This is a genomic window from Dietzia sp. WMMA184 (assembly GCF_002441635.1).
GTDB lineage: Bacteria > Actinomycetota > Actinomycetes > Mycobacteriales > Mycobacteriaceae > Dietzia > Dietzia kunjamensis.
Genome location: NZ_NXEI01000001.1, coordinates 869,428 through 884,496 on the forward strand (window position 1 = coordinate 869,428; position 15,069 = coordinate 884,496).

Consider the following 15,069-nt stretch of genomic DNA (forward strand, 5'->3'; position numbering starts at 1 on the left):
GAGCCCACGACCCGCCTCCGCCTGCACGGCGACGTCCGGACGGCCCTCAGGCACTACCCTGGGTCGGGTGACCCAAGACGACGAGACGCAGTCCGCCCCGGAGCTCATCCGAGCCTGGCCCGGTACCCCCTACCCGCTCGGGGCCACCTACGACGGCACCGGCACGAACTTCTCCCTGTTCTCAGAGGTCGCCGAGCGCGTGGAGCTCTGCCTGATCGACGACGACGGCGGCGAACAGCGTATCGAGCTCGTCGAGGTCGACTACCACATCTGGCACTGCTACCTGTTCGGCGTGACGCCCGGTCAGCGGTACGGGTTCCGGGTCCACGGTCCGTACGAACCCTCCGACGGGCTGCGGTGTGACGCGTCCAAGCTGCTCATGGACCCGTACGGCAAGGCCTTCGACGGCTCCTTCGACGGGGACCCGAGTTTGCACAGTTACGACCTCGACAACCCGGACGAGCGCAACACCGACGACTCCCTCGGGCACACCATGACCACCGTCGTGATCAACCCGTACTTCGACTGGGGCAACGACCGCGCCCCCGGGCACGAGTACCACAACACGGTGATCTACGAGGCGCACGTCAAGGGCATGACCGCGACGCACCCGGACATCCCCGCCGAGATGCGCGGCACCTACGCGGGGATGGCCCACCCGGCGATCATCGACTACCTCACCGACCTGGGCGTCACCGCGATCGAGCTCATGCCGGTGCACCAGTTCATGCAGGACCAACGACTCATCGACATGGGCCTGCGCAACTACTGGGGCTACAACAGCTTCGGGTTCCTGGCGCCCCACAACGAGTACGCGTTCTCCGACCGGCCCGGCGACGCGGTCAGCGAGTTCAAGGCCATGGTCAAGGCCTTCCACGAAGCCGATATCGAGGTGATCCTCGATGTGGTCTACAACCACACCGCCGAGGGCAACCACATGGGCCCCACCATCGGCTTCCGCGGTATCGACAACCAGGCCTACTACCGGCTGGTCGAGGGCGACGAGCAGCACTACATGGACTACACGGGCACCGGGAACACGCTCAACGTCCGGCACCCGCACTCCCTGCAGCTCATCATGGACTCGCTGCGCTACTGGATCCTCGACATGCACGTCGACGGTTTCCGCTTCGACCTCGCCTCCGCCCTGGCCCGCGGCCTGCACGACGTCGACCGGCTGTCCTCGTTCTTCGACCTCGTTCAGCAGGACCCCATCGTCAGCCAGGTCAAGCTCATCGCCGAACCCTGGGACGTCGGCGAGGGCGGCTACCAGGTGGGCAACTTCCCACCGCTGTGGACCGAGTGGAACGGCCAGTTCCGCGACACGGTGCGCGACTTCTGGCGCGGCGAGCCCGCGACCCTGGGCGAGTTCGCCTCGCGACTGACCGGGTCCTCGGACCTGTACGAGCACACCGGTCGTCGTCCCAACGCGTCGATCAACTTCGTCACCGCCCACGACGGGTTCACGCTCAACGACCTGGTGAGCTACAACGAGAAGCACAACGACGCCAACGGTGAGGACGGCAACGACGGCGAGAGCCACAACCGCTCCTGGAACTGCGGGGTCGAGGGCCCCACCGACGACCCCGAGATCATCCAGCTGCGCCACCGCCAGCGGCGCAACCTCCTCACCACGTTGATCCTGTCGCAGGGCACGCCGATGATCGCCCACGGCGACGAGATCGCCCGCACCCAGGGCGGCAACAACAACGTCTACTGCCAGGACAACGAGATCTCCTGGATGGACTGGGACCTCGACGAGGAGAAGCAGGACCTCCTGGAGTTCACCCGGAACCTGGTCCAGCTGCGCAAGGACCACCCCGTGTTCCGTCGCCGCCGGTTCTTCGGCTCCCCGCTGCGTGGCGAGGAGGAACCGCAGGACATCGGGTGGTTCACCCCGGAGGGCTCGGAGATGACCAGCAAGGACTGGGATTCCGGGTTCGGCAAGTCCATGGCCGTGTACCTCAACGGCGAGGGGATCCACGAGCCGGACGTACGCGGTCAGCGGATCGTCGACGACTCGTTCCTCATGCTGTTCAACGCCCACCACGAGCCCATCGAGTTCTCCCTCCTCGGCGCCGACTACGCCGAGAAGTGGGAGGTCGTCCTGGACACCGCCGACCATCTCGAGGAGCGCGCGGACGAGTTGAGCTCGGACGGCACCATCACCGTGGCCGACCGCGGCACGATCGTGCTGCGCAAGGTCAGCTGAGCATGGCCGCCGAGGACGAGACAGGGACCGGGGCCGGGCCGAGCCGGGGCGCCGCGCTGGCGAGCACCTACCGCCTCCAGCTGCGCACCCCCGCCTCGGACCCCGACGGCCGAGGCTTCACCCTGGCCGACGCCGAGGAGCTCGTGCCCTACCTGGCCGACCTCGGCGTGGGCGCGGTGTACCTCTCGCCCGTCATGACCGCCACTCCCGGCTCCACCCACGGCTACGACGTCGTCGACCCCACCACCGTCTCGGCCGAACTCGGCGGGATCGACGCACTGCGCTCCCTTCGCGCGGCGTGCCGGGCCCACGAGCTGGGCCTGGTGGTGGACATCGTCCCGAACCACCTCGGTGTGGACGAGCCGGCCGCCAACCCGTGGTGGTGGGACTCGCTGAGGCGGGGCCCCGACTCGCCGCACTTCTCGTTCTTCGACTTCGACACCGAGGAGGCGAACGGGGCCGACGGCAGGATCGCGATCCCCGTCCTGGGGACACCGGACGATGTGGCGGACCTCGTCGTCGTCGCCCCCGGAGACTCGCCCTCCGGCGAGGCCGAGCTGCACTTCTACGACCACCGGTTCCCGGTGGCCCCCGGCACCGGGGACGGCACCGCCCGCGAGGTCCACGACCGCCAGCACTACCGGCTCGTCCACTGGCGCGAGCCGCTGCTGGGCTACCGGCGGTTCTTCACCGTCACCGGGCTCGCCGGGCTGCGCCAGGAGGACCCCGAGGTCTTCGAGGCCACACACGCCGAGGTGCGGCGCTGGTGCGAGGAGGACCTCGTCGACGCCATCCGCGTAGACCACCCCGACGGACTGTCCGACCCGGTCGGGTACGCGCGACGGCTGCGGGCACTCGCCGGCGACGACCGCGTCCTGCTGGTCGAGAAGATCCTCGCGCCCGGTACCGAATCGACCCCACCCGAGGTCCTCGAACCCGCCATGCCCGTCGACGGCACCACCGGCTACGACGCCCTGCGGTTCATCGATCAGCTGCTCGTCGACGCCTCCGGCGAGGCCCGGCTGTCCGAGCTCGCCCGGCGCTACACCGGCGACCCCGGTGACGAGGAGCAGGTGCACGCGCAGTCCGCCGAGCTCAAACGGCAGATCGTGGCGGAGGACCTGGCTCCCGAGCTCGCGAGGTTGGCGCGCGCGGTTCGTCGCGAGGTGGCGGTCGGGCTGGACGGCCCGGCGAGCGACGACGTCGACGAGGCCGCCCTCCGGGAGACGCTGATCTCCGTCGTCGCGCGCACGCCGTACTACCGGGCCGACTACCCCGTTTTGCGCGGCACCCTGCCCACGATCCTGGGGGGACTGCGCCGCGACCGGCCCGAACTCGCGCCCGCCCTCGGGCTCGTCGCCGGAGCACTGGCCCGCGGCGGCGAGGCCACGACCCGGCTCGCGCAGGTCACCGGCGCCGCCACCGCCAAGGCCGAGGAGGACCGGCTGTTCTACCGGCTCGCGCGCCTGGTCTCGCTCAACGAGGTCGGCGGCTCGCCCGGCCGGATGGGGATGCCCGTCGAGGCGTTCCACCTCGCCATGGCCGAACGGGCCCGCTCCACCCCGCTGGCGATGACGGCGCTGAGCACCCACGACACCAAGCGCGGAGAGGACGTCCGCGCCCGGATCTCGGTGCTCTCGCAGATCCCCGACGAGTGGGCCGACCTCGTCACGCGCGTGTTCGACGAGTTCCCGCCGCCCGCCGAGGACGCGGGCTACTTCCTCTTCCAGGTGATCGTGGGCGTCTGGCCCGAGCTGGGCGGGCCCACAGACGACCTGCGGTCGCGCCTGCACGACTACGCCGACAAGGCCCTGCGTGAGGCCGCCGTGCACACCACCTGGACCGATCAGGACGCCGACTTCGAGTCCGGTGTGCACCGGTGGATCGACACGCTGATCGACTCCGGCGGCGGGCTGCTGGGGCCGTTCGTCGAGCGCATCGCCCCGGCCGGCCGCGACAACTCGCTGGTCGCCAAGGCCGTGCAGTTGCTCGGCCCCGGCATCCCGGACGTCTACCAGGGCACGGAGGTGTGGGAGGACTCCCTCGTCGACCCGGACAACCGCCGGTTCGTGGACTACGGGCCACTGCGCTCCGGCGCCGTCGCCCGTGCGGGACACCCCAAATTCGTGCTGGTGCGCGAGCTGCTGCGGTTGCGGCGGGCGCATCCGGAGGCCCTGACCGGCGGGGCGTACGTGCCGCTGCCCGTGCAGGGGCCCGCCGCCTCGGACGTGGTGGCGTTCACCCGGTCAGTCGACGGACGGCCGGCGGTCGGCATGATCGCGCGGCGGCGTACCGCGGTGCTGCCCGCCGAGGAGTTCACCGGGACCGTGGTGCTGCTACCGCAGGGGACCTGGGCGGTCCGCCCGGCCGGGACGCCGCTCTCGGGCCGCGTCGATCTCGGCGAGCTGCTGAGTGAGTCGGCGGTCGTGGTGATCGTCCGCGAGGGCGGCTGACCGGCGGGGGCGGCTGACCGGTGGGGGCCTCAGTCGCGGCCCAGCAGTCGGTCGGTCTCGCGGCGCTCCCGCTTGGTGGGCCGCCCGGCTCCCCGCTCCCGCCGCGGCTGGGAGGCCAGGACCTCCTTGGGCGGCGGCGGGGGCGAGCGATCGATGTAGCAGGTCGCGGCCACCGGCGCACCGACCCGCTTGTTGATGGTCGTCACCACCTCGAGGATGCGGACCCGCCCCAGTGCGCCGGTGACCTGCACGCGGTCGCCGGGAACGACGGGCTTCGACGGCTGCACCGCCTCGCCGTTGACCTTGATGTGCCCACCGCGGCAGGCGGCCGCCGCCTTGGTCCGCGACGGGAACAACCGCACCGACCACGTCCACGCGTCCACCCGAACACTCATGGCCCGAGGATAACCGCGACGTGCCCGCAACCTGACCTGTCGGATTCCGACTCACCTGCGGGGCCCCACGGGTCAGGCAGAAGCACACAGGTCAGTCGGGATGGCTTGTCGCGAAGGGCCGGGCGGGTGAGACGGGTGCGGCTGGCCGAGGCAGGACCGTTCCGTGATTCCCCGGTTCACTCCGCGTGTCCTCGGCTCACGCGGCGGCCGGGTAGAGGACTCTCCGAATCCGCTCGGCGAGAAGGCGCGGTTGCTCGAGATCCGCCCATCGCCAGTGCAGGACCCGATAGCCGAGGGCCAGCAACTCGGCGTCGCGGTCTTTCTCGCGCGCGAGTCGGCGTCTGAGTTCGGGCCCGTCCGCACCGTCGAAGTACTTGCCGAAACCATCGCATTCCCCGATCACCCCGAACTCACGCCACAAGAAGTCCACCCGGGCGATGCGATTGCCGTGGGTGTCGAATATGTTCGCCTGGGTCTCCGGCGTGGGCAGCCCGTGATCGAGGAACGTCAGACGGCTCAGCGTCTCCGCCACGCTCTCACTCCGACTGTCGACCAGGTTCAACGCCGCCCGAGCTCTCTTGACCCCCATTCGTCCCGAGGCCTGCTGCAACGCGAGTTCCACATCCGGGTCGGTGACAAGTCCACGGTGCCCGGCGGCGTCCGCGACCGACACCGCAGCGTCCCTTCCCGTCGACAGCGCGACATCCACCAGAGTCCTCGGCGCGTTCGTCACATGCAGCCCGTCGATTCTGGTGACGTCCTCGTCGTCGAGCCTTCCCGTGTGGTGCGTGACCAGACGCGACGTACGGCTGCGGCCCTTGTCACCCGGAGCCGAGGTGGTGACCCGCCGCAGTGGCAGACCCCATCCAGGCAACCCGTGCACCAGAGCGGCAGACGAGTGGGAGAACACGGGCGAGTCCAGGGCGGCATCCGCCGCCAACACCGCCAGCAGGTGACGGGACTCCCGGGGCAGCTCCTTGGCGGTGCCCTCCACATAGAACCCGGGGCGCAGCCTGACCAGTTCTCCGGAGGCCACCGATCGGCTGAGCGACTGGCTGGAGATGCCCCGGCCGAGTAATTCGTCGGTCGTCATCACCATCTGACGGAGTTCGCTGATCTCGTGCACACGCTGATGATCACCGAGTCACCGCGCTGGACCGGGGTCCGGACGCCTGATTCCTGCTCGCCTGTGGAGGCGGCAGCGGTTGTGGATAACGGGCACCACCGCTCCCGTTGGACCCCCGCCCTGCGAGCGGCGCCTTTCGAGAGCGCGGGCGACGCATCTTGACCTGTCCGATTCCGTCTCACCTGCGGGATCCCTCGGGTCCGGCAGAATCACACAGGTCAGTCGATGGTCCCCTGGTCCCTGGCTCTGGTTGTGCTCGGCGGCGGCGGGGAGGTGCGGGTGCGGGTGCCGGTGGGGCTGGCGGGGCGGCGGTGGCAGCGCTGGCGGTTACAGCCCCTGCCAAGCCCGCCCGGGGCCCGTGCGAGACTGGGATCACATCGCGCCTCGCGCCCCGCCGCCCACCTGGAGGACCCATGACCGACGCCGCCGCCACGATCGACGCCGCCGCCACGCTGGAGCAACTCCTCGACGACCGCTACAGCTGCCGGGGATTCACCTCCGAGCCGGTCCCGGAGGAGACGATCGACCGGATCTTCCGCATGGCCCAGCGCACCGCATCGTGGTGCAACTCGCAGGCCTGGCAGGTGGAGCTGGTGACGGGACGGGCCACGGCGGCGTTCGGCAAGCATCTCACCGACCATGTGCTCTCCAACGACATGCGCTCGGATTTTCCCGCCCCGGAGCGGTATGACGGTGTGTATGGCGACCGCCGCCGGGCGAGCGGCTTCGGGCTCTACTCGGCGCTCGGCATCGAGCGGTCGGACACGGACGCCCGGCTGCGTCAGATGCTGGAGAACTACCGCTTCTTCGGCGCCCCGCACGTCGCGGTGATCACCTCGGACGCGGGCCTCGGCACGTACGGGGCGGTGGACTGCGGTGGTTACGTGTCGACGTTCCTGGCGGCCGCCACGTCGCTGGGCGTCGCCACATGCGCCCAGGCAGCGATCGCTTTGTACTCGGATGCGGTCCGCGAGCACCTGCAGATCCCCGAGGACCGCCTCATCGTCTGTGGGATCGCATTCGGCTTCGCCGACGCGGACCACCCTGCCAACACGTTCCGGGCCGAGCGCGCCGACCTGTCCGACGTGGTGCGCCGCCACGGTTGATCCGGGCTCGGCTGGCGTCAGTACAGCTCGCGCTTCTGATCGGGCTTGCCGGAGATGGCCTTGCGGACCTTGTTGCCGTTGTAGATCGCCACGATGGCGGCGAGGACCGCCACCACGGTGAAGAACGAGCTCGCGAACAGCGCGATCGGCAGCGACACGGCCGTCACGCCCAGAGCGATAGCGGTGGTGCGCGCATCCTTGCGGACCTGCTGCTTCTGCTGCTCGATCGAGTTCGGCTGGTAGGGCTGCATGCTCATGTAGTCAGGATTCCATATCCCGGCGAACTGCCGCGTTCTCGGTGGTGGCCACCCCTGCGGTCTCCCACTCGACCCCGCCGGAGGTGCGGGCGGCCAGGATCGGCCCGACCACGTCCAGTTCGCCGGCGACGGTCAACCGCACGCGCCGGCCGTAGTCGACATCCATCACCCGGGCCCCGGCGGAGCGCAGCGCCCCCTCAAGGCCACCGGCCACGGAATGGTCGACCTCGGCGGTCCACGCGGGGGTGCGGGTCACCTCCGACACGCGACCGTCCCGCCACGCGGCGTCGACCGCCTCGGACACCGCCGCCGAGTAGGCCCGCGCCAGCCCGCCGGTGCCCAGCTTGGTGCCGCCGAACCACCGGACCACGACCGCGCACACCCCGGTGAGGCCACTTCCCCGCAACACGTCCAGCATGGGGGTGCCGGCGGTGCCGGAGGGTTCACCGTCGTCGCTTGACCGCTCGATTCGGCTGGCCCCGGGAACGTCCACGATGAAGGCACTGCAGTGGTGGCGAGCCGACGGGTGCGCCGCCCGGAGTTCGGCGATCAGGGCGCGGGCGTCCTCCTCGTCGTCGCACCGTCTCAGCACGGCCACGAACCTGGAGCGTTTCTCCTCGTACTCCCCCGTCACGTCCGGTCCGGCGGTGAGCCGGAGCACGCGGGGCGGGGACTCTGTCATGGCCCCAGTATCGCCGTCGGTCGTTGATGCGCGCAGTTCGGCCTGCGGGTGTCGTTCGCCCCTCCCCGCGGCGGCGCGTTTTCCCTACGCTGGGCGGTGTGACCTCACCGAGCCAAGCGACCCCGCCCGACACGAGCGCGACCGCCACGACCGTCCCCGCCGGCGCCGACCCGCGCGACGAGATGTTCTCCGTCTGGGCGCCCGGGGCCCGGGCGGTGGGGGTGGTGCTGGACTCCCCCGACGCCGACCCGGTCCCGATGCGCCGCGCCCCGGGCGGCTGGTGGACGTCCGGCATCCCCCGGGAGCAGGGCAGGGACTACGGGTTCGTGGTGACCGGCGACGACGACGAGGTCAGCCCGCCGCGGCCCGACCCGCGGTCGCCGCGTCAGCCGAACGGGGTCCACGGGCTGTCTCGGGTACACCGCCTCGAGGAGTCCCGCTGGACGGACCAGGCGTGGACGGGACGGCAGCTGGCCGGATCGGTGATCTACGAGATGCACGTGGGCACGTTCTCGGCCGGCGGGACGCTGACCAGCGCGATCGAGCACCTCGATGAGCTGGTCGAACTGGGCGTGGACATGGTCGAGGTGATGCCGCTCAATGCGTTCAACGGCGAGTACGGCTGGGGCTACGACGGGGTGGCGTGGTTCGCGGTGCACGAGCCGTACGGCGGGCCGGGCGCGTTCCAGCAGTTCGTCGACGCCTGCCACGCTCGAGGGCTCGCGGTGTGTCTGGACGTGGTCTACAACCACCTGGGCCCGTCCGGGAACTACCTGCCGGAGTTCGGGCCGTACCTGTCGGCCGCGGACGGTCCGTGGGGGTCGGGGCTCAACCTGGATGGTGAGCACTCGGGCGAGGTGCGGCGCCACATCATCGACAACGCGCTGCGCTGGTTCGACGAGTTCCACGTGGACGCGCTGCGGCTGGATGCGGTGCACGCGTTGCACGACGCCTCGGCCGTGCATCTGCTGGAGCAGTTGACGGTGGAGGTGGAGTCGCTGGCCACCCATCTCGGGCGGCCGCTCTCGCTCATCGCCGAGTCGGATCAGAACGATCCGCGGACGGTCACCGCGCGTGAGGGTGGCGGCCTCGGACTGGACGGGCAGTGGGACGACGACGTGCACCACGCCGTCCACGCCGCCGTCTCGGGGGAACGGCAGGGCTACTACGCGGACTTCGGGTCGCTCGAGTCGCTGCGACAGGTGCTCACGGGTGCGTTCCTGCACGCGGGGACGTTCTCGACGTTCCGCGGGCGCGTGCACGGGCGGCCGCTGGACGTGGGCCGGGTGCCGGGGTCGCGGTTCGTGGCCTACACGCTGACGCACGACCAGGTGGGCAATCGCGCGGCCGGCGACCGGCCGTCGATGAACCTCACGCCGCAGCAGCAGCTGGCGAAAGCGGCGATCATCCTGTGCTCGCCGTTCACCCCGATGCTGTTCCAGGGCGAGGAGTGGGGCGCGCGGACGCCGTTCTGCTTCTTCACCTCGCATCCCGAGCCGGAGCTGGCCGAGGCTGTGCGTGAGGGTCGGACCCGCGAGTTCGCGGCGATGGGCTGGGATCCGGACACGGTGGCGGACCCGCAGGATCCGGAGACGTTCCGTCGCTCGGTGCTCGACCGCACGGAGCAGGCGGCCGATGAGCACGCCGAGATTCTGCGGACCTACCGGGCGCTGATCGCCCTGCGGAAGTCCGAGCCGGAGCTCAGCGACCCGTGGCTGGGCTCGGTCCGGGTGGACTGCGGCGTGGAGGCCGACGACAACCGCTGGCTCGTGGTCCACCGCGGGGCGCTGGCGCTGGTGGTGAACCTGGGCACCGAGCCGTCGCGGGTCCCGCTGACCGGCGAGGCGGTGTTCGCCTCGGGGGCGGTCGCCGACGACGACTCGGTGTTCTGCCAGGCGTTCGGCTTCGCGGTGCTGCGGACGCGCTGAGACGACGTCACGGTGGACGCCGCCCGCGCGTGAAATCAGGTCAGGTCAGGTACTCGTACGCCGCGGTGCCCGGCTCGAGGCGCTCACAGTCGATGCGGGAGGCGTCCATGCGCTCGAGCAGCGAGTGCAGGCCGGTGGCCGAGCCCAGCTCGATGCCTACGAGCGCGGCGCCGTACTCGCGGTTGTTGCGCTTGAGGTACTCGAACTGCGTGATGTCGTCCTCGGGCCCCAGCACCTCGTCGAGGAAGCGGCGCAGCTGGCCCGGCTCCTGCGGGAACTTCACCAGGAAGTAGTGCTTGAGCCCCTTGTGGACCAGGGAGCGTTCGATGATCTCGCTGTACCGCGAGACGTCGTTGTTGCCACCGGAGACCAGGCAGACGACGGTGGCACCCTCGTCGATCTCGAGCTGCTCCAGCGCGGTCACCGCCAGTGCCCCGGCGGGCTCCGCGATGATCCCCTCGTTCTGGTACAGCTCCAGCATCTCGGTGCACACCGCGCCCTCGTCGACGGTGAGGACCTGGATCCGCTCGGTCATCGAGGAGATGACCCCGAACGGGAACTCCCCCAGCCGTGCGACGGAGGCGCCGTCCACGAAGGTGTCGACGGTGTCGAGGGTGACCGGCTCCCCCGCCTCGAGCGCCCGGGTCAGGGACGGGGCCCCGGTGGGCTCGACGGCGATGATCTTGCAGTCCGGCGCGTATTCGGCGAGGTAGGTCGCCAGCCCACCGACCAGCCCGCCACCGCCGACGGGGACCACCACGGCGTCGGGCGTCTCGTCGAGCTGGGCGAGGATCTCGGCGGCGATGGTGCCCTGCCCCGCCATGGTGTCGGGGTGGTCGAACGGCGGCACCATGGTCGCCCCGGTGCGCACGGCGTCGGCTCGGGCGGCGGTCTGGGCGGCGTCGAAGTTCGTCCCCGTCACCACGAGCTCGACCGAATTGCGACCGTGGGCGAGGATCCGGTCCCGCTTCTGTTTGGGCGTGTTGGTCGGCACGTAGATCCGCCCGTTGATGCCCAGCACCCGGCAGGCGAAGGCCACGCCCTGGGCGTGGTTGCCGGCGCTGGCCGTCACGACGCCGGCACTGCGCTCGTCGCTGTTCAGCTGCGCCATGAGGTTGTAGGCGCCGCGGATCTTGTACGAGCGGACGTCCTGCTGGTCCTCCCGCTTGAGCAGGATGTGCGCGCCGGTCTGCTCGCTCAGCCGCTCACTGACCTGGAGGTCGGTGCACCGGACCACGTCACCGATCCGGCGGGCGGCGGCGTCGATGTCGTCGGGGGTGACGACCTGGGTCGTGGCGGAATCGGTGACGGTCACAGCCACCAGTGTCCCACCGCGCCCACGATCACCGTCAACCCGGTCAGCCCGTGAGGCAGCCGGGGCCGAGCAGCGCCTTGAGATCACCCATCAGCGAGGACGAGGTCTCGACCCGCAGGTGGTCATCAAGTCGCAGGACGGTCGACGAACTGCCGTTGACCAACCGCAGGTGCACGTCCGACGGTCCGGGATGCCGCCCCAGGACCTGCTTGAGCGCCGTGACGGTCTCGATGGTGCACATCCGCGTCGGCAGCGTGAGCGCCAGCGGCGCCCCGTTGCCACCGACGACCAGGTCGGGCACCTCGAGGGTGTCGCCGAACACCGAGACACGGTCCTCACGGATGTTGATGCGCGCCTTGACCAGCACCACCGCGTCCTCGGCGATGTCCATCGCCGCGAGACGGTACGTCTTGGGGAAGAACAGCACCTCGACACTGCCGTTGAAGTCCTCGATGGTGACGATCGCCCACGGCTCGCCGTTCTTGTTGACCCGCCGGTCGACGCCCGAGATGATCCCGCCGATCGTCACGGCGGTGCCGTGCGCGAGTTCGCCCTCGTGGATCGTGGCGATGGTGGTGTCGGTCTTGGCCTCCAGGGCGGCCTCGAGCCCGTCGAGCGGGTGCCCGGACACGTACAGCCCCAGCATCTCGCGTTCCAGGGCGAGCTTCTGCTTGATGTCCCATTCCTCGTCGGGGACCCGGACGGCGAAGACGTCGCCAAAGCCCGAGTCGGCCTCGGCGTCATCTCCCCCGCCGAACAGGTCGAACTGCCCCACGGCCTCGGCCTTCTTGGTGGACATCACCGATTCCACCGCGTCGGCGTGGACCAGGAACAGGCCCTTGCGCGGGTGGCCGAGCGAGTCGAAGGCGCCGGCCTTGACGAGCGACTCGGTGACCTTCTTGGTGCAGGCGGTCTGGTCGATCTTGGCCAGGTAGTCCGAGAAGTCGCCGAACTCGCCCTTCGCCTCGCGGGCCGCGACGATCGAATCCACCACCTGGGCGCCGACGTTGCGCACCGCGCCCAGCCCGAAGCGGATGTCCGTGCCCACCGAGAGGAAATTGGTCCGCGACTCGTTGACCGACGGTGGCAAGACCTTGATGCCCATCTGTCGGCAGTTGGACAGGTACAGGGCGGCCTTGTCCTTGTCGTCGCCGACGGAGGTGAGCAGCGCCGCCATGTACTCGGCCGGGTAGTTGGCCTTGAGGTAGCCGGTCCAGAAGGACACCAGACCGTAGCCAGCCGCGTGCGACTTGTTGAACGCGTACGAGGCGAAGGGCTCGATGGTGCCCCACAGTGCGTCGACGGCGTCCTTGGAGAAGCCGCGCTCGAACATGCCGCCGGAGAACTTCTCGTACTCGGCGGCCAGCACCTCGGCCTTCTTCTTACCCATGGCCTTACGGAAGCCGTCGGCCTCACCGGCCGTGTATCCCGCGAGCTCGCGGGAGATGGCCATGATCTGCTCCTGGTACACGATCAGACCGTGGGTCTCACCGAGGATCTCCTTGAGGGGCTCCTCGAGCTCCGGGTGGATGGGCACCAGTTCCTGCTTGCCGTTCTTGCGGTCGGCGTAGTTCCAGTGCGTCCCCATGCCCATCGGGCCGGGTCGGTACAGGGCGAGGGCGGCCACGATGTCGTTGAAGCCGGTGGGCTTCATCCGCTTGAGCAGCTCGCGCATGCCGCCGGAGTCGAGCTGAAACACGCCCAGGGTGTCACCGCGGGCGAGCAGTTCGTAGGTGGGGAGGTCGTCGGTGCTCAGGGTGTCGAGGTCGATGTCCTCGCCACGGTTGAGCTTGATGTTCTCCAGGCAGTCGCCGATCACCGTGAGGTTGCGCAGGCCCAGGAAGTCCATCTTGAGCAGGCCGATGTCCTCACACGACGGGTAGTCCCAGCCGGTGATGATGGCGCCGTCCTGGGCGCGCTTCCACATGGGGATCACGTCCAGCAGCGGCTCGGAGGACATGATCACCGCGCAGGCGTGCACGCCGGCCTGGCGGACCATGCCCTCGAGCCCGCGGGCCGTGTCGTAGATCCGCTTGACGTCGGGGTCCGTCTCGATGAGCTGACGGACCTCGGCGGCTTCGCCGAAGCGCTCGTGCTTGGAGTCGGTGATGCCGGACAGCGGGATGTCCTTGGCCATGATCGGCGGCGGCAGCGCCTTGGTGATCCGGTCGGCGATGGCGTACCCGGGCTGGCCGAAGTTCACGCGCGCGGCGTCCTTGATGGCGGCCTTGGTCTTGATGGTGCCGAACGTTATGACCTGGGCGATCTTGTCGGCGCCCCATTTGTCGGAGGCGTAGCGGATCATCTCGCCGCGGCGGCGGTCGTCGAAGTCGATATCGATATCCGGTGCGGACGGACGCTCGGGGTTGAGGAACCTCTCGAACAGCAGCCCGTGCTCGATCGGGTCGATGTTGGTGATCTTCAGCGCGTACGCGACCAGGGCGCCGGCGGCCGAGCCTCGGCCGGGTCCGACCTTGATGCCGATGGAGCGGGCGTGCTCGATGAGGTCACCGACCACGAGGAAGTAGCCGGGGTAGCCCTTGCCCTTGATGACCTCGAGTTCGAACGCCGCGCGGTCGAGGTACTCCTGCGGGACGCCGTCCGGGAACCGCCACTCCAGCCCCTTCTGGACCTCCCTGGCCAGCCAGGTGTCCTCGGTCTCGCCGTCCGGGACGGGGAACTTGGGCATCCGGTCCTTGGGCGCCCAGATGTCGTCGTACGGCTGGACGCGCTCGGCGATCCACAGGGTGTTGTCGCAGCCGCCGGGGACCTCGGTGTCCCACTGGGCGCGCATCTCGTCGGCGGACTTGAGGAAGTAGCCGTCACCGTCGAACTTGAAGCGGTTCTCGTCGGCGAGGGTCTTTCCGGTCTGCACGCAGAGCATGGCCTCGTGGTAGTGGGCCTGCTCGCGGGTGACGTAGTGGCAGTCGTTGGTCACCAGTGGCGGCATCCCCAGGTCTTTGCCGAGCGTGAGGAGGTCCTCGCGGACCCTGCGCTCGATGTCGATCCCGTGGTCCATCAACTCGAGGAAGAAGTTGTCCTTGCCGAAGATGGACTGCCACTTCTCCGCGGCCTCGTAGGCCTCCTTCCTGTGGCCCAGGCGCAGCCGCGTCTGGATCTCACCGGAGGGGCAGCCGGAGGTGGCGATGATCCCCTCGGAGTGCTCGGCGAGGATCTCAGCGTCCATCCGCGCCCACTTGCCCAGCTGCCCCTCGTACGAGGCCAGCGAGGACAGGCGGAACAGGTTGCGCAGGCCGGTCGCGTTCTCGGCGACCATCGTCATGTGGGTGTACGCGCCGGAGCCCGCGACGTCGTCGCTCTTCTGGTTCTTCTCGCCCCACAGCACGCGCTTCTTGTTGAACCGCGACTCGGGAGCGACGTACGCCTCGATCCCGATGATCGGCTTGATGCCGGTCTTGACGGCCTGCTTGTAGAAGTCCGACGAGCCGTACATGTTGCCGTGGTCGGTCATCCCGACCGCCGGCATGCCGAGCCTGGAGGCCTCCGCGAACAGCGGGTCGATCTGCGCCATCCCGTCGAGCATCGAGAACTCGGTGTGATTGTGCAGATGCACGAACTGGGATCCGCCCACGCA

At 69.6% G+C, this 15,069-nt stretch carries 10 protein-coding genes; 4 read left to right on the forward strand and 6 right to left on the reverse strand.

Annotated features, from left to right (window positions below; translation table 11 throughout):
- Positions 1-67 precede the first annotated feature (67 nt).
- Positions 68-2,212, forward strand: coding sequence for a glycogen debranching protein GlgX (gene glgX, locus CK206_RS04045; protein ID WP_096905624.1), 2,145 nt, complete (start codon positions 68-70; stop codon positions 2,210-2,212).
- 2 nt (positions 2,213-2,214) lie between these two features.
- Positions 2,215-4,665: a malto-oligosyltrehalose synthase gene (gene treY, locus CK206_RS04050; RefSeq protein WP_096905625.1), complete on the forward strand. Its 2,451-nt coding sequence runs from the start codon at positions 2,215-2,217 to the stop codon at positions 4,663-4,665.
- Between the two features lie 29 nt (positions 4,666-4,694).
- On the opposite strand, the gene CK206_RS04055 is transcribed toward treY, so the two are convergent.
- Positions 4,695-5,060, reverse strand: a complete 366-nt coding sequence (locus CK206_RS04055; RefSeq protein ID WP_096905626.1) for an RNA-binding S4 domain-containing protein — start codon at positions 5,058-5,060, stop codon at positions 4,695-4,697.
- Between the two features lie 196 nt (positions 5,061-5,256).
- Complete coding sequence (locus CK206_RS04060) at positions 5,257-6,186, reverse strand: type IV toxin-antitoxin system AbiEi family antitoxin domain-containing protein (RefSeq protein WP_227022245.1); 930 nt, start codon at positions 6,184-6,186, stop codon at positions 5,257-5,259.
- Positions 6,187-6,599: 413 nt separating this feature from the next.
- Here CK206_RS04060 and CK206_RS04065 point away from each other — a divergent pair, with 413 nt between their 5' ends.
- On the forward strand, positions 6,600-7,292 hold the full coding sequence (locus CK206_RS04065) for a nitroreductase (protein ID WP_096905627.1): 693 nt from the start codon (positions 6,600-6,602) through the stop codon (positions 7,290-7,292).
- A 17-nt stretch (positions 7,293-7,309) separates the two neighbouring features.
- Here CK206_RS04065 and CK206_RS04070 read toward each other — a convergent pair whose 3' ends face one another.
- A complete protein-coding gene (locus CK206_RS04070) occupies positions 7,310-7,549 on the reverse strand; it encodes a hypothetical protein (protein ID WP_096905628.1) in 240 nt (79 codons plus the stop codon).
- 4 nt (positions 7,550-7,553) lie between these two features.
- The gene (locus tag CK206_RS04075; protein WP_096905629.1) at positions 7,554-8,231 is read right to left on the reverse strand and encodes a YigZ family protein; all 678 of its coding nucleotides are present in this window, start codon (positions 8,229-8,231) and stop codon (positions 7,554-7,556) included.
- 98 nt (positions 8,232-8,329) lie between these two features.
- Here CK206_RS04075 and treZ point away from each other — a divergent pair, with 98 nt between their 5' ends.
- The gene (gene treZ / locus CK206_RS04080; protein ID WP_096905630.1) at positions 8,330-10,159 is read left to right on the forward strand and encodes a malto-oligosyltrehalose trehalohydrolase; all 1,830 of its coding nucleotides are present in this window, start codon (positions 8,330-8,332) and stop codon (positions 10,157-10,159) included.
- A gap of 40 nt (positions 10,160-10,199) precedes the next feature.
- On the opposite strand, the gene ilvA is transcribed toward treZ, so the two are convergent.
- The gene (ilvA, locus tag CK206_RS04085; protein WP_096905631.1) at positions 10,200-11,474 is read right to left on the reverse strand and encodes a threonine ammonia-lyase IlvA; all 1,275 of its coding nucleotides are present in this window, start codon (positions 11,472-11,474) and stop codon (positions 10,200-10,202) included.
- A 43-nt stretch (positions 11,475-11,517) separates the two neighbouring features.
- Entirely contained in the window at positions 11,518-15,066 is a 3,549-nt protein-coding gene (gene dnaE, locus CK206_RS04090; RefSeq protein WP_096905632.1) for a DNA polymerase III subunit alpha, read from the reverse strand.
- Positions 15,067-15,069: the final 3 nt, after the last annotated feature.